This is a genomic window from Halorubrum laminariae (assembly GCF_024494655.1).
Taxonomy (GTDB): Archaea; Halobacteriota; Halobacteria; order Halobacteriales; family Haloferacaceae; genus Halorubrum; species Halorubrum laminariae.
Genome location: NZ_JANHDL010000013.1, coordinates 1 through 18,378 on the forward strand (window position 1 = coordinate 1; position 18,378 = coordinate 18,378).

General features: G+C 67.0%; 22 protein-coding genes and 1 tRNA gene. 10 read left to right on the top strand and 13 right to left on the bottom strand.

All coding sequences use genetic code 11. The annotated features are described in order from the left end of the window. Positions 1-191 precede the first annotated feature (191 nt). On the top strand, positions 192-767 hold the full coding sequence (locus NO887_RS15625; RefSeq protein ID WP_256419230.1) for a DUF6517 family protein: 576 nt from the start codon (positions 192-194) through the stop codon (positions 765-767). Positions 768-807: 40 nt separating this feature from the next. On the opposite strand, the gene NO887_RS15630 is transcribed toward NO887_RS15625, so the two are convergent. From NO887_RS15630 to NO887_RS15650, 5 genes are all read right to left on the bottom strand, one after another. Beyond that, complete coding sequence (locus NO887_RS15630) at positions 808-1,407, bottom strand: DUF7332 family protein (RefSeq protein WP_256419138.1); 600 nt, start codon at positions 1,405-1,407, stop codon at positions 808-810. Between the two features lie 90 nt (positions 1,408-1,497). Further along, positions 1,498-1,869: a methylglyoxal synthase gene (locus tag NO887_RS15635; protein ID WP_256419139.1), complete on the bottom strand. Its 372-nt coding sequence runs from the start codon at positions 1,867-1,869 to the stop codon at positions 1,498-1,500. A 103-nt stretch (positions 1,870-1,972) separates the two neighbouring features. Beyond that, a complete protein-coding gene (locus NO887_RS15640; RefSeq protein ID WP_256419140.1) occupies positions 1,973-2,257 on the bottom strand; it encodes a lipoyl domain-containing protein in 285 nt (94 codons plus the stop codon). Further along, positions 2,254-3,282 (bottom strand): alpha-ketoacid dehydrogenase subunit beta, encoded by a 1,029-nt coding sequence (locus NO887_RS15645; RefSeq protein WP_256419141.1) that lies wholly within the window; start codon positions 3,280-3,282, stop codon positions 2,254-2,256. Before NO887_RS15645 ends, NO887_RS15640 begins: the two co-directional genes overlap by 4 nt. Next, the gene (locus tag NO887_RS15650; RefSeq protein WP_256419142.1) at positions 3,275-4,321 is read right to left on the bottom strand and encodes a thiamine pyrophosphate-dependent dehydrogenase E1 component subunit alpha; all 1,047 of its coding nucleotides are present in this window, start codon (positions 4,319-4,321) and stop codon (positions 3,275-3,277) included. Before NO887_RS15650 ends, NO887_RS15645 begins: the two co-directional genes overlap by 8 nt. Positions 4,322-4,465: 144 nt before the next feature. Here NO887_RS15650 and NO887_RS15655 point away from each other — a divergent pair, with 144 nt between their 5' ends. Further along, on the top strand, positions 4,466-5,005 hold the full coding sequence (locus NO887_RS15655; RefSeq protein ID WP_256419143.1) for a CBS domain-containing protein: 540 nt from the start codon (positions 4,466-4,468) through the stop codon (positions 5,003-5,005). Between the two features lie 78 nt (positions 5,006-5,083). Here the strand turns inward: NO887_RS15655 and NO887_RS15660 are convergent, their stop codons facing one another. After that, positions 5,084-5,230, bottom strand: coding sequence for a hypothetical protein (locus NO887_RS15660; protein ID WP_256419144.1), 147 nt, complete (start codon positions 5,228-5,230; stop codon positions 5,084-5,086). A 341-nt stretch (positions 5,231-5,571) separates the two neighbouring features. Between NO887_RS15660 and NO887_RS15665 the strand changes: the two genes are divergently transcribed. The 3 genes from NO887_RS15665 to NO887_RS15675 all read left to right on the top strand — a co-directional run bounded on the left by NO887_RS15665 (position 5,572) and on the right by NO887_RS15675 (position 8,034). After that, positions 5,572-5,889: a DUF8134 family protein gene (locus NO887_RS15665; protein WP_256419145.1), complete on the top strand. Its 318-nt coding sequence runs from the start codon at positions 5,572-5,574 to the stop codon at positions 5,887-5,889. Positions 5,890-5,971: 82 nt separating this feature from the next. Then, complete coding sequence (locus tag NO887_RS15670; protein WP_256419146.1) at positions 5,972-7,720, top strand: nitrite/sulfite reductase; 1,749 nt, start codon at positions 5,972-5,974, stop codon at positions 7,718-7,720. A gap of 2 nt (positions 7,721-7,722) precedes the next feature. Next, on the top strand, positions 7,723-8,034 hold the full coding sequence (locus NO887_RS15675) for a DUF6360 family protein (protein ID WP_256419147.1): 312 nt from the start codon (positions 7,723-7,725) through the stop codon (positions 8,032-8,034). A 30-nt stretch (positions 8,035-8,064) separates the two neighbouring features. Here the strand turns inward: NO887_RS15675 and NO887_RS15680 are convergent, their stop codons facing one another. Further along, positions 8,065-8,829, bottom strand: coding sequence for a ribonuclease H-like domain-containing protein (locus tag NO887_RS15680; RefSeq protein ID WP_256419148.1), 765 nt, complete (start codon positions 8,827-8,829; stop codon positions 8,065-8,067). Positions 8,830-9,124: 295 nt separating this feature from the next. Here NO887_RS15680 and NO887_RS15685 point away from each other — a divergent pair, with 295 nt between their 5' ends. Both NO887_RS15685 and NO887_RS15690 read left to right on the top strand, forming a co-directional pair. Next, entirely contained in the window at positions 9,125-9,877 is a 753-nt protein-coding gene (locus tag NO887_RS15685) for an SOS response-associated peptidase (protein ID WP_256419149.1), read from the top strand. Positions 9,878-9,916: 39 nt separating this feature from the next. Next, positions 9,917-10,162: a hypothetical protein gene (locus tag NO887_RS15690; protein WP_256419150.1), complete on the top strand. Its 246-nt coding sequence runs from the start codon at positions 9,917-9,919 to the stop codon at positions 10,160-10,162. A gap of 52 nt (positions 10,163-10,214) precedes the next feature. Here the strand turns inward: NO887_RS15690 and NO887_RS15695 are convergent, their stop codons facing one another. The 3 genes from NO887_RS15695 to NO887_RS15705 form a co-directional block, all read right to left on the bottom strand. Next, positions 10,215-11,672 carry a small ribosomal subunit Rsm22 family protein gene (locus NO887_RS15695; protein WP_256419151.1) on the bottom strand — a complete coding sequence of 486 codons (1,458 nt, stop codon included), beginning with the start codon at positions 11,670-11,672 and terminating at the stop codon, positions 10,215-10,217. A gap of 83 nt (positions 11,673-11,755) precedes the next feature. Further along, on the bottom strand, positions 11,756-12,529 hold the full coding sequence (locus NO887_RS15700) for an NAD(P)-binding domain-containing protein (RefSeq protein ID WP_256419152.1): 774 nt from the start codon (positions 12,527-12,529) through the stop codon (positions 11,756-11,758). A gap of 189 nt (positions 12,530-12,718) precedes the next feature. Next, a complete protein-coding gene (locus NO887_RS15705; protein ID WP_256419153.1) occupies positions 12,719-14,011 on the bottom strand; it encodes an MFS transporter in 1,293 nt (430 codons plus the stop codon). A 343-nt stretch (positions 14,012-14,354) separates the two neighbouring features. On the opposite strand from NO887_RS15705, the gene NO887_RS15710 reads away from it, so the two are divergent. Both NO887_RS15710 and NO887_RS15715 read left to right on the top strand, forming a co-directional pair. After that, complete coding sequence (locus NO887_RS15710; protein ID WP_256419154.1) at positions 14,355-15,299, top strand: NAD+ synthase; 945 nt, start codon at positions 14,355-14,357, stop codon at positions 15,297-15,299. A gap of 114 nt (positions 15,300-15,413) precedes the next feature. Then, positions 15,414-15,484, top strand: a tRNA-Gly gene (locus tag NO887_RS15715). A 144-nt stretch (positions 15,485-15,628) separates the two neighbouring features. On the opposite strand, the gene NO887_RS15720 is transcribed toward NO887_RS15715, so the two are convergent. Both NO887_RS15720 and NO887_RS15725 read right to left on the bottom strand, forming a co-directional pair. After that, positions 15,629-16,102, bottom strand: a complete 474-nt coding sequence (locus NO887_RS15720) for a redoxin domain-containing protein (protein WP_256419155.1) — start codon at positions 16,100-16,102, stop codon at positions 15,629-15,631. A 105-nt stretch (positions 16,103-16,207) separates the two neighbouring features. Then, positions 16,208-16,711, bottom strand: coding sequence for a DUF367 family protein (locus NO887_RS15725; protein WP_256419156.1), 504 nt, complete (start codon positions 16,709-16,711; stop codon positions 16,208-16,210). Between the two features lie 134 nt (positions 16,712-16,845). Between NO887_RS15725 and NO887_RS15730 the strand changes: the two genes are divergently transcribed. Beyond that, positions 16,846-17,163, top strand: a complete 318-nt coding sequence (locus tag NO887_RS15730) for an RPA12/RPB9/RPC11 RNA polymerase family protein (protein WP_256419157.1) — start codon at positions 16,846-16,848, stop codon at positions 17,161-17,163. Positions 17,164-17,298: 135 nt separating this feature from the next. Here the strand turns inward: NO887_RS15730 and NO887_RS15735 are convergent, their stop codons facing one another. Beyond that, positions 17,299-18,297: an ornithine cyclodeaminase family protein gene (locus tag NO887_RS15735; RefSeq protein WP_256419158.1), complete on the bottom strand. Its 999-nt coding sequence runs from the start codon at positions 18,295-18,297 to the stop codon at positions 17,299-17,301. Positions 18,298-18,378: the final 81 nt, after the last annotated feature.

Here is an 18,378-nt window from a genome sequence, read left to right on the forward strand (position 1 = left end):
CCGCTGTGTCGGCTTCTTCCCCTCGATTTCTGCGAGGACATCGCGGAGATCTTCTGGCGAAACCGTGGTCGGCGTGACCATACCGACGATAATAGCTCTATGTATAAATATTTTTGTCCGATAGTATGAGCCACACCGACCGCCGTCGATTCGACACGTCGTTTTACGTGTACGCACCGCAACGAGCAGGTATGCGTCCGCCGTCGCTGCCTCGCGCACACCTCGACAGCTGGCGACGCGTCGACGAGACGACGGAGCGACCGTTCGATTCCGGACCGGTCTCAGTCGAGGCGCACACAGTCCGGTACGAGCGCAACGGACCGGAACCACGCCCCTTCGTCTTCACCAGTCGCCTCCACATTCGTCCGGAGACGGCTCCGAACGCGGCGCTCACGCGACTCGTGCAACGGCAGGCGAAACGCGGCTTTCGCGACCGCCTCGCCGAGCGCGATATCGGCGCGGTCGAGCACCGCGGCGACCGCGAGATCGCGCTCGACGATCCGACCGCCTCGCGGGCCACGCTCTCGACGTTCCGGGGACAGTGTGCGAATCCCGACGGGGCAGACGCTTCGACTGACAGCGGTCTAGCCGATCCGGTCCCCGTCGAGGCGCTCCTCGCCGTGTGGTCCGCGGACGGATATCTTCTCGCGGGCGGTGCATACCCGCTCGACGACGGTGCGTATCCGCCCGATCGCGACGCGGCGGACGCTCGCCGGGATCTGCTTCGAATCATTCGCGGAGCGACGCCTCGCGATCCCGCCGAGTGATCGGGTCGCCACACGCGACCGATCGCGGCGGCGACGCGCGTCAGCACGGAACGACGCCCGCGCTCGACCGGAAGGGGGAGCCGCTGTCGCTGTACTCCGTCTCGTCGATCGATCCGCCGAACATCGGCAACCGGAGCTCGTAGGCGTACAGGATATCGAACGCCGCGAACGGATCGACCCCGCCCGTGATCGCCTCCCGCGCCGTAAGTCTAACACCGGCCGCGAGCGTCACGATGGAGTCGTCCGCCAGCGTGCCGGCCGCTTCGATGCCGAACTCGTTGCCGACCTCGGGATCCGTCAGCACGGAGAGGTGAACGAGCGCGTCCAGCGCCGCACCCGTCTCGCCGATCGAGATGGGGTAGCCGTCACCGGTGAAACACGCCGTCATCGGCTCGACCGAGCTACCGCCGGGTTCGTCGGGAACTCCGCCGCTTCCGCCACTTCCACCGTCAGTCGCCTGTGCCGGACTGTCGTCGGTGAGAGCGGCCGCGGTCGCTGGAGCGGCGGCTGATCCCGTCATCTCCGCCGATGTACCCGATTCCGACGCCGACTCCGTGGGAGCCGCGCCGCTCGCGGCGACCGTTGCCATGAGGAGCAGCGCGACCACGAGCACGACGCGAACCCGGTTCCGGCGCTTCATTGCGGGATTATACGACGGCCGCCGGTAAAACACCGCCGGGCAGCGTATCAGTTGTGATACTCGATTGAGATGATCATCTGTCGAAGGCGCTCAGTCGTCGCCGAGGAGCCCGTCAACGAGGAGTTCGGCGGAGGCGACGTTCGTCGCCAGCGGGACGTCCTTCACGTCGCACACCCGCAGAAGCGCCGAGATGTCCGGCTCGTGTGCCTGTGCGGTGAGCGGGTCGCGGAGGAAGACGACGCCGTCGATAGCGCCGTCCGCGATCTGTCCGCCGATCTGGAGATCCCCGCCGTAGGGGCCCGAAGCCTGTCGATTCACCGCGAGCCCGGTCTCGTCTGCGATCCGCTTTCCCGTCGTCCCCGTCGTCACCAGTTTGCACTCGCCGAGCGCGTCGGCGTGGGCGGTGACGAACGCGACCATGTCGTCTTTCAGTTCGTCGTGGGCGATGAGCGCGATACGCATACCCGCGACTGTGCGGTCCGGAGTTAAATAACCCCTCAGCCCCGTCGATCGAATTCGAGGGCGTACCCAACCGGGTTCGTACAGGCTCGGGCGGGTTCCGTGCTCACTCCGTTCGGATCCACCCCAGCGTGTCACCGATCTCGAACGCCTCGTCTTCGCCCACGACGACCTCGTCGAGCGTTCCCGCCACGGGCGCGTGGATGTCGACGCTCACCTTCTCGACTTGTATCTCACAGACGGTGTCGCCAGCTGCGACAGACCGGCCTTCGCGGGCGAACCAGTCGATGAGGATCCCCTCGGTTTCGTCGACGTCGTTCTCCCAGTCGCCGGTCGCGCGAATCGCGACCCGCATTCCGGACCCGCCATCGGCCAAGTATCGCTCGCTCATTCTGCTGATACGACCTCGCGGACGCTGTCTTCGATGTCCGCGGCGTCCGGGATAACTTCGTTCTCCATCGGGCGGGCGTACGGGATCGGCACGTCGGGGACGGCCACTCGGTCGACGGCGTCGAGCGCGTCGAGGTCGCTATCGGCGACGCTCGCGATGATCTCGCCGGTCACGCCGAACGATCGGTAGTCCTCGTCGACGACGACGAGCCGGCCGGTCTTTCGGACGGACTCGACGATCGTCTCCGTGTCGAGCGGAACGAGCGTGCGAAGGTCGACGACCTCCACGTCGATACCGTTGGCCGCGAGCGACTCCGCCGCGTCGAGCGCGCGGTGGACGTGAAGGCCGAGCGTGACGACCGTGGCGTCTGCCCCCTCGCGTTTGACATCCGCCGACCCGAACGGAATCGTGTAGTCCGTCTCCGGGACCGGCGTCTTCGGCCCGTCTGGTGCCGGCATCCAGCCGATACCCATCAGTCGCTTGTGGAAGAGGTACATCACCGGATCGTCGTCGCGGATCGCGTTGTGCATCAGCCCCTTCGCGTCGTAGGCGGTGGACGGAACTACGATCTTCAGTCCGGGAATGTGCGCGAACGTACCGTACAGCGTCTGTGAGTGCTGTGCGGCGTCATTGTATGTTCCGCCAACGGCGGCCGTGAGGACGAGGGGGACGTTCACGTTCCCGCCGCTCATGTAGGTGTTTTTCGCGAGTTGGTTGTAGATCTGATCCATCGCGACGCCGAAGAAGTCGACAAACATCAGCTCCGCGATGGGCCGCATCCCCTCTTGAGCGGCACCCACGGCAGCCCCCAGATACGCCGTCTCGCTGATCGGCACGTCCATGATCCGGTCGCGACCGAACTCCTCGAGGAGCCCCTGCGTGCTGTCGAAGATACCGCCGTAGTCGGCGACGTCTTCGCCCATGTAGAACACCTCGTCGTTTTCGCGCATCTCGTGAGCGATCGACTCCACCATCGCCCGGCTCATCGTCAGTTCCCGATCGATCACGTCGTCCGCGTCACTCATCGGTCGTCACCTCGGCGAGTTCGAAGTCGGGCTCTTCCGCCGTCACGCCCGAGGGCGGGTTGACGAACACGTCGTCGTAGGCGTCCTCGGGGTCGGGCTTCGGCTGCTCTTTCGCCCACGCGATCGCCTCCTCGACCCGCGCCTCCGCGTCGTCGCGGAGCGCCGCGAGGTCGTCGTCGCCGAGGCCGTGGTCGGCGAGCCGTGATTCCAGCCTATCGATCGAGTCGCGCGCGAGCGCCGCCTCCTCGTCGTCGTCGGGGCGGTACGTCTGCGGATCGCCCATGAAGTGTCCCATTCGGCGGTGGACTTGCACCTCCAAGAGCGTCGGCCCGTTCTGGTCGCGCGCGCGACCGATCGCCTCGCCGGCCGCCTCGTAGACGGCGACGGCGTCGTCGTTGTCGACGCGAACGCCGGGCATGTCGAACCCGGCCGCCCTGTCCGAGCCGTTCTCCACGTCGGTGACGCGCTCTTTCGGCATACTGATCGCCCAGTCGTTGTCCTCGACGACGAACACGACCGGCAGGTCGTGCACGCTCGCGAAGTTCAGCGATTCGAGGAACGCCCCCTGATCGATCGCGCCCTCACCGAGGAACGCGACGGCGACGGAGTCGGTGTTGCGCTTTTTCGCAGCCAGCGCCGCCCCCGCCGCCGGCGGACACCCCTCGGCGATGATCCCGCTACAGGCGAAGTTCACGTCGGGATCGAACAGGTGCATGTGTCCGCCCTTCCCTTTGCCGAGACCTGTCTTCCGACCGAATATCTCGGCGGTCATCCGATTCAGATCGACCCCCTTCGCGATGGCGACGTGGTGCGGTCGGTGCGGCGCGGTCACGGTGTCGTCGGCTCGGAGGTGGTGACAGACGCCGACGGCCGCCGCCTCCTGACCCGCCGCGAGGTGGAGTTCGCCGGGGATCGGGCCCGCCGAAATGTCGAATGCCGGCTGTTTCCCCTCTAGGTACTCCTCTTGGAGGCGCTCCTCGTAGTGACGCGCCGTGACCATGTCGGCGTACAACGCTCGTAGCCTGTCTAGTGATACCATGACATGGTATCGTACACGATCGATAGTAGTAGTTCTACCGGACGAACAGCGATTCTCCCCTCACCGAACGACGACTTTCGTCGTCTCGTTGCGATATCAGACGCCGCCGAAACCTTTTCTAATAACCCGTAGTAATCTACTGGTATGGAACTCCCGACGCCACAGGACCTCCGCGAGCGCCGAACGGAACTTGAGTTGACCCAGAGCGAACTCGCCGACGCGGCCGAGGTCTCACAGCCCCTCATCGCACGGATCGAGGGCGGCGACGTCGATCCGCGGCTCTCGACGCTGCGCCGGATCGTCAACGCGCTGCACGCGGCCGAGGGCGAGGTCGTCCGCGCCAGCGACCTCATGAACGAAACGGTCATCAGCGTCGCGCCCGACGACGCGGTGCGCGAAGCGGTCGAACTGATGGAGGCGGAGGCGTACTCACAGCTGCCGGTTCTCCAGAATGGAGTGCCTGTCGGCTCGATCAGTCAGGGCGACGTGATCCACGCCGGCGACAACGTCGGCGATCACCCGGTCAGCGAGGTGATGAGCGAGTCGTTTCCCACCGTCGCGCTGGGTGCGACGGTCGACGAGGTTCGGAACCTGCTAGATCACTACAAGGCCGTGATGGTCACAGATGGCGGCGAGACGGTCGGGATCATCACGGAGGCGGACATCGCGGCGCATCTGTCGTAGCGTACTTCGGGTCCGCAGTCTGGGGTGCGTCTACAGATGAGCAAGGCGAGTGCCTCGGGGCGTGACCCCGAGGCGGGTCTACTCGCGTCCTTCCGAGAGCTTCTCCCAGATCTCCGTGCAGCCCGCGCCGTCTTCCAGATCGTCGAGGTGACTCGCGTCGCCCTCAGACGACTTCGATTCGTCGGAGGCGTCGTCGGCCGTCGGCGGTTCGGTGTGGGCCGTCATTGGTTATCTCCCGTCACTCCGCGTTCGAACAGTTCCGGCGCGACGTCCGCAGACACGTGTTCTCTGTGCTCCGCTCCATTCGGAACGGCGGAGGGTGCTTCTGGTCCGCTGATCGGATCGGTCATCAACATATCCTATGGGATACGGGGTCATAAGGGCCTCTTCAGGAGTAATTCACACCTTTACTCGGGGATACCGGAACCAGTGTCCGGTACTCGTGACGATGCCATGACGATCGATCGCCACTCAGTCCGGTGGTTCGTGCACTCGGGAGCGTCACCGAAACGCCGTCGGTTTGCACGCATCGACACGCATTGGGGGTTCCGGCCCTACTACCGACTGTGACAACCCGCCTGCGAGTCCTCGATGACGGGGCGTGGATCTCCGTCGACAACTACCGAGAAGTGCGCGTCAGCGAGCTGTGGCGGCTCGATTCCGACGAATTCTGTGCCTGCGATCTCACCGATCTGATCGTCGAGAACTTCCAGACCGTCGGTGTCGACGGGTCGACGGTCGAGGTCCGCGTCTACGGACAGTGTATCGCCTGCGGTGCGTCCGGCACGACGGGCTGGATACCCGTCGGACGGATTCTCGACGGCTCCTTCACCGAGATCGACCGTTCGGTGGTCAGACACCCGCGCCCCGAGACGAACTCGTAATATTTGCCGCTTCAAACCAGTACCGGGGAAGGTTGACTCGACGCCGCAGCCTATGTGATGGGAGTGTATATGAAGGTTCACGATGCCAACGGACGTCGAGAACTGGAAATCAGAGGTCTACGGGAACGAGATCCGAGACCACCTATTTGAGTTTGCCGAGCAGGGGTTCGACTCGATCCCGGACGACGAGAAGGACGCGTGGTTCGAGCGGTTCAAGTGGTGGGGTCTGTACCACCAGCGAAACGGACAGGAGGGGTACTTCATGATGCGGATCGGGACGCCGAACGGCGTGCTCGAACCGGGTCAGCTCCGCGTCGTGGGCGAGATCGCCGACGAGTACGCTCGCGGCCCGGGAACGAACCCGATCTTCGGCGACGCGTACGCCGACTTCACCACCCGGCAATCGATCCAGCTGCACTGGATCGAACTCTCCGACGTGCCCGCCATCTTCGAGAAGATGGAAGAAAACGGACTCTCGACCCAGCAGGCCTGTGGCGACTCGTGGCGAAACATCGTCGGTAACCCCGTTGCCGGGAAAGACGCCCAGGAAGTTATCGACGCGTGGCCGGTGATCCGCGAACTCAACGAGACGTTCAAGGGGAACGACGATCACTCGAACCTCCCGCGCAAGTGGAAGGTGTCGGTGACGGGCTCCGCCGACGGCTCGGGACAGGGCGACATCAACGACCTCGCCTTCGAGCCCGCGTACAAGGAGGTCGACGGCGAGGATGTCGTCGGCTTCAACGTCCGCGTCGGCGGCGGGCTCTCGCGCAACGAGCCGCGGCTCGCGCGAGACATCGACGTCTGGGTGTCCCCGGAGCGCGTCTCCGACGTGGCCGGCGGGCTCTCCGCGCTGTTCCGTGACAACGGCGACCGAGAGGACCGCTACAACGCCCGGATCAAGTTCCTCGTTGACGAGTGGGGTGCCGACAAGGTCCGAGAGACCCTCCGAGAGGAGTACGTCGACTTCGACCTCCACACCGCCGGTCGCGACGTTCGCGAGGAGTACACGTACAACACGGGCGGGGGCGAACGCAACGACCTCATCGGCGTCCACGACCAGAAGGACGGCACCAACTTCGTCGGCCTGAACGTCTTGGTCGGGCGGATGGGTGCCGAAGACGTCCTCGAACTCGCCGATGTCGCCGAGGAGTACGGCTCCGGAGAGGTGCGCCTCTCTCAGCGCCAGAACGTGATCGTGACCGACGTGCCGGACGACAAACTCGACGACCTGCGCGACGAGCCCATCTTAGAGCACTACTCGCCGTCGCCGTCGCCGTTCATGCGCGGCTCCGTCGCGTGTACCGGCACCGAGTTCTGTTCGCTGTCGATCGTCGAGACGAAGAATCGTCAGGTCCGGTACGCCCGGTGGCTCAAGGAGAACGTCGACCTGCCCGACGGCGTCGACCAGTTCCACATCCACCTGTCGGGCTGTACGGCCTCCTGCGCGCAGCCGCAGATCGCCGACGTGAGCCTGCGCGGCATGAAGACGCGCAAGGACGGCGAGCCCGTGGAGGCGCTCGACGTCGGACTCGGCGGCGGCCTCGGCGCGGAGCCGCAGTTCGCCCGGTGGGTGACCCAGCGCGTCCCGGCCGACGAGGTCCCGGGTGCGATCGCGAACCTGATCGAGAACTTCGCCGCCGAGCGCGACGAGGGCGAGTCGTTCCGGGCATTCGTCGCCCGCCACGACGAGGACGAACTCGACGCGTTCGTCGAACCCGAAGAGACCGACTACGAGGACCCGATGATGCACAACACGAAGCGGACGTGGTACCCGTACGCCGAGGACGACTCGTTCGACGCCTCGCCGCCCGCGCCGGCGGACGACTGACGATGTCGAACCGGCTGCTCCGGGTGAACGCGTACACCACCCTCGACCTGGTCGACGGCCGGGCCCGCGGCCACGAGTTCGAGACGGACGCGCTCGGCGTCGTGAACGTCACGGCCCCGCGCGAGGACCCGGAGCACGTGACGCTCCAGATCGAGTTGGACGGGACGGAAGTCGACGCGCTCGCCCCGCACGCCGACGAGTTCGACCTCTCGCCGGCGCAGGCGCGGACGCTCGCCGACGCGCTGGAGTCGACGGCCGACCGCGTCGAGGCGGCGCAGGAATCGTCCGGCGACGGCGACGCCGACGACGCCTGACGCGGACTGCTCCGTCGACCGTTCACGTCCTCACCGCTCCGCGGGCTCGTCGACGAAGACGTCCTCGTGGAGCGACGCACAGACCACGTCGGCGAGCGCGCGCAGGTTCTCGGCGTCCTCGCGGTTGTACGACACGAGCGTGTCGAGCGCGTCCGCGTCGCCGCGCTCGTACTCGCGCCACAGTCGGACCGCGTCGCGACCGGAGATATCCGGGCGGTCTCGCTCGATACCCAACTGCTTCTCGATCGGTTTCAGCCCCCCAGAGAGGCCGATCCGCTTCGCCGGATACATGAGGTCGAGATGCGGCGTGTCGACTTCGATGTCGAGGGAGGTCTCCAAGAACGGTACGTCGAAGCGGGCACCGTTGAACGTCGCGAGCAGGCTGGCGTCGCGGAACTGCGCCGCGACCGCCTCGGCGGTGAGGTCCTCGCCGGCGACGAGGGTCGTCGTCTCGCCGTCGCGGTGGAAGCTCACCGTCGTCACCCGATCGCGGTGCTCGTCGAGCCCCGTCGTCTCGATGTCGAAGAAACACGTCTTCGAGCGGAAGTTCTCGTAGAGACGCCAGCGCTCTTGGCTCGGAAACGCCCGGTCGAAGTAGGCGGCGTCGCCGTCGTCGAGCCGCTCCAGCGCCTCGGCGATGAACGACCCGATCCGGTCCGCAGTCGCGGTTCCGACCCCGGAAACGTCAACGCCGGGTTCGAAGTCCCCCCACGTCGTGACGCCCGACCGCCAGAGCCGGCGCTCCGTCGTCTCGCCGACCCCCTCGACCGGGATGAAACTGTTCTCGATGCGCATACTCGACCGCGGCGATGCGCCGGTAAAAAGCCGACGGCGAGAGCGCGACGGCGACGGATAACCGAGAGCGACGGAACTCGGCCGTCACCAGTCGGCGCGCCGCCGAGCGTCCGCGCACACGCGGACGCGAGGGGTCGCCGAGGCTGGGGAGGTCCGAGGTCGACGCTCGGCCGACTGCCTTGAGCCGACTACCCCGTGCCGTCCGGCTGGCCGCACCGCTTCGGCCGCTTCGACCGCTTCGACCGCTTCGGCCGCTTCGCAATTTACATAGCCGCCGCGCGAACGCCAAGACAACATGTGCGGCCGCTACACCCTCTTCGCGCCCGCCGCCGACCTCGAAGCGCGGTTCGACGCCGGTTTCGGCGGCTACGAGCCGAGCTACAACTGTGCGCCCGGTCAGTCGCTCCCAGTGATCACTGACACGGACCCGACGACCGCGACTCGGATGGAGTGGGGGCTCACCCCGCACTGGGCCAACGAGTCGTTCGACCTGATAAACGCCCGCGGGGAGACCGTCCGCGAGAAGCGGAGCTTCGCCGACGCCTTCGAGCGCCGGCGGTGTCTCATCCCCGCCGACGGGTTCTACGAGTGGGCCGACAGCTCCGGTACGGCCGGGAATTCCGGCGGCTCCGGCTCCGAGTCGACGCCGTATCGCGTCGCCTTCGACGACGGCCGGCCGTTCGCGATGGCCGGACTCTACGAGCGGTGGGAACCGCCCGAGCCGGAGACGACGCAGACCGGACTCGACGCGTTCGGCGGCGGCGAGACCGACGACACCCCCGCAGACGGCGGTGAATCAGACACCGTCGAGACCTTCACGATCGTCACGACCGATCCGAACGACCTCGTCGCCGATCTCCACCACCGAATGGCGGTGATCCTCGATCCGAGCGACGAGGAGACATGGCTTCACGGCACCGCCGACGAGGCCGCCGACCTGTTAGCTCCGTATCCCGACGACGATCTGACTGCGCATCCGGTGTCGACGCGGGTGAATTCGCCCGCTGTCGACGCGCCGGAACTGATCGAACCGGTCGGTGCGAAGTGAGATATCTTTTTCAGTCTCGTTACGGTAGGACGACGCGTTATGTCCGTTCCCCTCCAACTTCCCGTCGGTCCGGAACTGTTCATCCTGCTTGTGTTCCCCGTACTTCTGGCCCTCGCGGCGATAGCCGTGTCCGCGCTCATCTATCGGGACGCGAAGCGCCGTGACAGCAGCCACGCACTCGCGTGGGCGGTCGGCGCGTTCTTCGGCGGCCTGATCGTCTGGATCCTCTACTTCGTCGTCCGAGACGAGGTCGGTCCGGGCGGTTCGGCGACAGGGGGACTGTGACCGGAATCGCGGACTTGCACCACGGCAGTCCGGCCGCAGTTCGCGACGCCGCCTACGGCGCGACCAGATCGACGACCGTCTCGTCGTCGACGACGACGTTGTACGCGCCCTCGTCGTCGTTCCAGAGGACCAGTCCGTTCTCGACGAAGACGACCGCGCCGTAGTCGGCCTCACGGAGGTCGCGGTTCAAGGTTGTCTCTCGGGTGCACACGAGGTAGTGGTCGACCGTCTGCGAGCCGTCGCCGACGAGATAGAGCGCGTTACCGCCGTCGCTGAGGTCGTGGCTGAGCTTCACCGCCAGCAGGTTCACGCGGTCCGTGACGTGCGATTCCGAGTCGCCCATGGGCGCGCACCGCTCCCCGCTCGCGCGCACGTCGACCCGGCGGGTGCCGTCGGGCCGGAGGATCGCGTACGCGAACTGCACGTCGGTGTTGACGAACTCGCCGGGCTCGTCGCCCGCCTCGCGCGACGCCGCCTCGTCGAGCCGACGCTGAAATGGTGGCACGTCGAGGTCGGGCGCGACGTCGAACGACCATCCCCCGTCTGTGGGTGTCCGGTCGGGCCACAGCCGGATCGTCGGCGAGTACGTCTCGACGCCGCGTTCGGGCGTGGCGACCGCGCGTTCGACCTCCCGGAGCCCCATCGCCGTGTTGCGGTCGGCGGGCGCGAACGCGACGACGCTCCCGGCGGCTGTGAGTCGGTCGAGCGCGCCCTCGACGACGGCGACCGCGTCGTCGAGCTCCGAGAGGACGTTGCCGAACAACACGATGTCGTAGTCCCCGCCGGTGGAGCTGTCGTCCGGATCACCGGCGGGCTCGGAGGCTTTTAGCCCGAGGAACGCCTCTGCGGTCGTCCGGTGGATCGTCGTTCGGAAGTTCTGGTCGGTCTCCGCGAGGAGGCGGTCGAGCACGTCTGCGGCCGCGCTCGGCTCCACCGCGTGATAGTCCACGACGGCGTCGTCGGGCAGGTACTCGTGGAGTCCGAGCGCCGGGCCACCGACTCCGGCTCCCACGTCGAGGACGCGAAGCGTCCGGTCTAGCAGCCCGTTCTCCACGAGGTCGTCGAGCACGTAGCCGACCGTCGCGTAGTACGCCGGCAGGTGATACGCCGCGTAGCCGAGCGCCGCGACCCGGTCGTAGGCCACGTCGTTCTCGTAGAGGTAATCCGCCTTCAGCCGCCGGACGGTCTCACGGAGTTGGTCGCCGGACTCGCCGCGGTGCCAATTCGCGCCGAACTCGTCGACGAGGAGGTCTTCGAGCGCGAACGAGTACGCGTCCGGAAGCTCGGTCGGCGACCAGCCCCGTTCCGGAATCGGTCCCGCCTCCACGGGCTCGAAGGCCCCGTCGTCGCGCTCGCGCAGCCGGAGGTCGAACGCCTCTTCGCGGAGCGTCTCGCGAACGACTGCCGGGTGCGGTGTCCCCTCGATGTACTCCGCGATCTCCTCGGGGTCGATCGGTCTGACGTTTCGCAGGTAGTTCGCGTTGTTCCGGACTGCCTCTCGGTATATCATGTGTGTCGTCTCCGTTCCGCAGTCACCTCGGTCGCGTCACTTCTGTCGGTCCTCCAGTTTTTCCCTCTCGCGCTCCCGCGACCTCACTCGTGTCGCTGTCGGCCGTCGCGGTCGCCGCGGGCGGCCTCGTACAGCGACGCGAACTCCTCCTCGTCTGCGTCGGCAATCTCGCGGGCTGCCGCGGCCACGTCGTCGGCCCCGTCGAACGCGCGCTGGATCTCGGCGTACACCTCGGGCGCGCCCTCGGTTACCGTGTCTGCGACCTCGTCGAGCGCGGCCGAGACGGGCGTGTGGAACTCCTCCCGTACGTCGTCTCCCGCGAGCCGCCACGCCAGCACGGCCGCGTGCGCTCCGGCCTGCACCGTCTCCATCGCCTCGTCGTGTTCCGCGGGCGTCGTCTCGAACACCTCGTTGCCGCCCGCCTCGATCGCGGCCGAGATCCCGTCGACGTCGGGGCCGCCAGCGTCGGTCACGACCGCGACGTTTCCGGGGACGCGCGGCGGGGCGAAAAGCGGGTGGTAGCTCGCGCGTTCCAGCGTCGGCGCGTGCTCGCGCATCGCCGCGACCGCGTCGATCATTTCACCGGACACGTCCACTATCGCCCGCTCCGCGCGCGGCGCGTACGCTTCGACAGCAGCGGGAACCACTGACATCGGCACCGCGAGGCACACCGCGTCGTGGGTCGTGTCGCCGTCGACCGGAACCACCTCGGCGTCGCGCGCGGCTGCCGCGTCGGCGGCCACGTCGGGATCGCGGTCGGCGAACGCGACGGTCGCGTCGACGGGCGATTCGTCGGCCGCGAGCGTGTCGGCGATCCAGCGACCGATCTCGCCCGCGCCGACGACCAAGAGGTCCATCTGTCGTCCGTACCGATGGCGCGGGTGCGGTAAAAAGGCTCGAATTGGCGGTCCGCACTCGGTAGGCCGCACGGGGCTCGACTGACCGACTACCCGCGTCCCGATGTCGATGACGCCGTCGCGTCGCCAGCGCCGCCGCATCGTCCGCCTCGTCCGCATCGTCCGCCTCGTTCGCATCGTCCGCCTCGTTCACTCCGAGAGCGATCGGTCGGTCACTGAGAGTCCGCCGATCCCCTCGCCCGGCGCGATCGCTTTCACCGCTGGAAGCAGGGCGATCGCGATGGCGAGTTCGAGTCCGCCGACGGCGAGGAACGCGGGGGTGTAGCCGAACAGGTCCGTAGTGGTGCCACCGACGAGAAAGCCCGTGAGAAAGCCGAACGACCCGAACACGTTGAACAGCCCCATCGCCGCCCCTCGGGCCTCGGGTTCGACGAGGTCGGTGACGAGCGCCATCGTGGCTGGTGCCATGAACGCGCCACAGACGCCAACGAGCACCATCAACGCGGCTGCCACCGGATAAGTCGGTGCGACGCCGACGCCGATCGTGACGACGCCGTACGCGAGCGACCCCACGACGACCGGGAGGAACCGGCCGATCCGATCGGACAGCGAGCCGAACGGAGCCTGAAGCAGCGCGAACGGGACGAAAAACAGGGCGAGCGTCGCGCCGGCACCCGCGGCCGAGAGGCCGAACGTCGTCGGGTCTTGGAAGTAGTACACTCCAACCAGCGCGAAGAAGCCCGCGGTGAGCCGGTCGACGAAGCCGAACGCGAGCGGGACCAGAAGCCCGGGCGTCGCGCGCGTCCGATCGAGCACGTCGCGGAAACCGACGGTCGTCTCGCCCTCGTTTCCGCCCTCTCCACCCGTGCCGTCGCCTGCGCCTCCGCTGCCGCCCCCCTCGCTGCTGATTTCGACCGTCCGGTCGTTCACGGTCGTCGCGATGGCCGCTGCGGCCGCCAGCACCGCCGCACCGGCGTACACCGGATAGAACGTGTTCACGTCGGCGAGTGCGCCGCCGACGACGGAGCCGATCGCCGCGCCGAGCCCGATCGCGAGCCCCGCGGTCCCCATGTTACGACCGTTCCCGCCGCGCAGGTCCATCAGCGCGGTGATCGCGAGCGAGAACGCGCCGATGGTGAGCGCCCCGCCGACCACGCGGATGACGAGGACCGCGTTGAATCCGAACCCGAGTACGGGGAGCACCGCGAGCGCCACGTAGGCGGCTGCACCCCCCAGCGCTCCGACGACGACGAGCGGGAGTCGACGGCCGAGGGCGTCGCTCGCGGCCCCCCACACGACCGCGAACGACACGAATGCACCGAACTCCGCGACGAGGAACCACATTCCGGCGTCGATCCCGGCGGGAGCGCCTAGCGCGACCACGAGGTCGGGGACGCCCGGATACAACAGCACCTGCGAGACCAGCACCGCGAGCACGATCGCCCCGAGCCGGCGACGCGTACCGCGGTCCGCTTCCGTCATTGACCTATAAAACGGGTCGGGCGCTCAAAAGGCCGACGCTCCGTGATGGCCGCGCGAATCCGTCTCGGACTCGCACACCACGTCGTTCGTCCGCGAGAATAGTGTACTTCAACCGTCCACGTTCATATATTTTCAAATGAGAACATAAGTATTATTCCGATATTACTGAACAAACACTACAGTAGTCGAAGTATTCCTTAAATACTATGGGGAATGGATATTTATTCGTTCACCGAAAACCGCGACACGACTATGACCGATCGAATCACTGTCTGTCCGGAACCGCGTCGTCGCCGGATCGCGTCGACCGATCGGATCGCGAACTCTTCAGGAGATCGAACCGATGGATGATCGCGGGTCGTCGGTGTTCGAATCGGACGCGCTCGCCGACCGAGCGGCGATCGGGACGCGCGTCTCGACGACACCGGACACGGACGACGACGAATCGCAGACGGAGCGACGGTCCGCCGACGCGGACGCGTCTCTCGACGCGCTCGATCCGGGGGCCGAGCGGGAGCGCGCGTGTGCGTTCATCGAGCGGACGGTGGAGGACGCGGACGCCGACGGCGTCGTCGTCGCCATGAGCGGCGGGCTCGACTCCACCGTGACGGCAGCGCTTTCCGTCGAAGCGCTCGGCTCCGATCGGGTGTACGGGCTGACCCTCCCGTGCAACAAGCTCGGCGCACCGCACGCGAGAGACGCCGAGGCGCTCGCGGACGCACTCGGAATCCAGCACGACACGGTCCACCTCCAGCCGCTGTTCGCGCAGTTCGGTTCGGTCGCACCGGAGCGGTTCGACCTCCACGACGAACCGGTTCGATCAGGCAACGCAGTCGCGCGGCTTCGGATGACGATGACCTATCTCGCCGCGAACGCGACTGGTCGGCTCGTCTGCGGGACGAGCAACCGGAGCGAGCGGCTGCTCGGATACCTCACGAAGTACGGCGACGGCGGGGCAGATCTCCTTCCGCTCGGACACCTGTACAAGACGGACGTTCGGGCGCTCGCCGCGGAGATCGACGTGCCGCAGTTCGTCGTCGAGAAGCCGCCGACGGCGGGCTTTCTGCCCGGCCAGCGAGACGAGGAGGACTTAGGTGCACCGTACGAGACGATCGACCGCGTCCTCCGGCTCGGCGTCGACCGCGGCCTCGATCCCGACGCGATCGTCGACCGCCTCGCGTCGACGGACGACGTGGACGTGGCGACAGTCGCAGACCTGCTCGCGCAACACCGTGCGACCGCGCACAAGCGTCGACCGCCGTCGATGCCGACGGCCGCCGACGAGTGAGCGTGTGAGCCGGTGAGCCGTCTGCGGGTGCACCAGCGATCGCCTGTCCGGAGGACCCCGTCCGGCCGTCGGAAACGCTACGTTGAAGTGGCGCGGTCGGATATCGCAGAGTGCGCACCGTTGGTCCAGTGGTAGGACATTAGCTTCCCAAGCTAATAGCCCGGGTTCAATTCCCGGACGGTGCACTCCTACGGTCGTGCCCCGACCGTTGTCCCGTTCGCTCCGTTCACGGGACTCCCGGACGGTGCATTTCTGACTGACTCCGTCAGTCAACGTCTACTCCGCTCACGGAACTCCCAAATTGCACACTTCTCGAACAGATCGCGGCGTCAGGCCGACTTGACGGCGTCGAGGACGGCCTCGTAGTCCGGCTCGTTTGTCGGATCGTCGGCGACCCAACTATAGACGACCTCGCCGTCGTCATCGAGGACGAACACGGCGCGGTTCGCGATGCCGTGAAGCCCGAGGTCGGCGATGTCGATCTCGAGGTCGTAGGCCCGAATCGCGTCGCCAGCCATGTCGCTCACGAGGTCGAACTCGATCCCGTGCTCGTCGCGGAACGCCCCGAGCGAGAACGGCGAGTCGGCGCTGATCCCGAACAGCGTCGCGCCGGCGGCCTCGAACTCGTCGGCGCGCTCTTGGAATGCGATCATCTCGTTCGTACACGGCGGCGTGAACGCCCCCGGGAAAAACGCCAGCACGACCGGACCGTCGCCGAGCTGGTCGGTCAAGTCGAACGGTTCGTGGTCGCTTGTCCCCACTGTGGCGGTGAACGCGGGCGCGGTGTCTCCCTCTGATACCATCGCCCATTAGTACGGGCATTCGACGCAAAAGGTTTGTCTCGCACCGGATACTCTCCGGTATCGGCTGTAATCGGCTGATCCCGACGGTCGTGTCGGAGACCACCGTCACTCGCGGTCGAGGTACTCCTGTTGGACCGCGACGACTTCGTTCGAGTCCTCGCAGGCGGCGTATCGCCGGAGCGGCTCCTCGTTGAGGTCGAGAAACGTCTCTCCCCACGTGAACTTCGCCATGACCCGTTCGGCGTGGTCGTACTCGCCGAGGATCGCGAGCGCAGCGGCGAACGCCTCCACGGTGGTGAGCCGCATCGGCCGCCCGAAGTTCACGGGATTGCCGGCGACGAGGTACGGGAGCGCGCGGTGCTCGCCCGGTATCGTGAACTGTTTTTCGCCCGCCGACTCCCACGAGCAGTCCAGCGCGACGAGCGCGTTCTCACGGGCAGTCTCGGCGTCCGCCGGCGACAGGGCGCGCTCGGCGTGCGGGTTGAGAACGACACCGTACGGGGTCGCGCGGTCTGACCGGTGAAGCGTCGCGAGGTCGAACCGCGCGAGCTTCCGTGCCGTGCACTTGTCGGGGTCGTCGTCACCCTCGTACCGGACGTGCAGATCCACAGGCGGTGTTGGTCGGTCACCAACATAAACGAACGGCTCCGTTGAAACCTCCCCCTTCGGACATATTCTTCCTGACATCCACGTCGGATCGGGAGTTAACACATATATCTGACAACTGTGTACTCGTACGCTACATGAAATTCTGTGACGAGTATGGTTCGATGATGCACACGGAGGGCGACACGTGGGTGTGTCGCTCCTGTGAGAACGAGGAGCCGCGGGACTCGCAGGCGGAAGCGGCGATGGCGACTCAGGACGGACAGCGGGACGACGGGGCACCCGCCGTGGCCGACGCGACCCAAGGCTCCACCGAGACGATGGAGGAGCTCTGTCCGGTGGACGACTGCGACAGCGACCAAGCCCGCTACGAGATGATGCCGAAGCCCGGCGGCTCCTACGAGGTCCGGCTGTTCACCTGCGTCGAGTGCGGCCACAAGTGGCGCGAGTCCTGACGGCGCACCCTGCGAACCCGCCGATTGAAACCGTTCTCGGCACGAAAAAGCGGCCGCCGTGCTGCGTGGTGCCTCTACATCCGGCTCGGGCTATTCATTATACGGGGATTCGTGGGGCCCCGCATCGGGTCGTTCCTATTCGCCCGTGAGCGCCTCGCTCGCGGGCGCGAAGTCGATCTGCTTCCCTCGACTTGCCTCGTTCGCCCGCTCGTAGAGCATGTGTGCGGCCGCGACGGTCTCGATACCGGTCCCGCCCGAATCGAACACCGTGACCTCCTCGTCGCTCGTCCGCCCCGGGTGTCGGTCGGCTATCACCTCGCCGAGATCGGCCGCGACGTGGTCGTCGTCGATCAATCCGGCCGACCGCGCCGCGAGGAAGGAGCCGGCGTCCTGCGTCGCCCGCTCGCGGATGTCCGGGACGTACGTGGCGCGGGCGACGAGCTCCGGCGGGAGCTCGTTCTTTTCGGGGTCGTACTGGCCCATCGCGGTGACGTGCGCGCCGGGGGCCACGTCGGCGTCGTCGATCACCGGTTCGCTCGCCGTCGTCGCGGTGACGATCACGTCGGCCCCGGCGACCGCCTCCGCGGCGCTGTCAACCGCCGAGACGGACGCGTCGAGGCGCTCGTCGAAATCGGCGGCGAACGCCTCGCGATTTTCGGCCGTCGGCGAGAAGACCCGGACCGCGTCGAACGCCCGAATCGTCGCTGTCGTCGCGAGCTGGCCCCGGGCCTGCGCGCCGCTGCCGATCACGGCGATCTCCGTCGCGTCGTCGCGAGCGAGCGCGTCGACGGCGACGGCACCGGCCGCGCCGGTCTTGAACGGGTTCATCGACGCCCCGTCGAGCAGCGCCAGCGGCTCGCCCGATTCGGCGTCGAAAAGCGGCGTCACGAACCACGCGTCGCGCGCACCGAACCCGGCCGAGTAGGTGTACCCGCCCATCGCGCCCGTCTCCGGGAGGATCGCGGCGTACGTTGTCAACATGCCGGCCGGGTCGCGGTTGGCGAGCAGCGTTCGCGGCTCCGCGGGCGCTCCCTCGCCGACCTGCCGATAGCCGTCGCGGACGGCGGTGACGTAGTCGGCCGGATCCGCGAGGTCGTCGACGTCGTCGCTCGTGAGAAACAGCGTGTCGGTCATGACCGATCCGTCTGCCTCCGAGAACTAAATCCCACAGGATGGATCGATTCGACACACTGGGTGGTCGCGAAGTACGTGCGG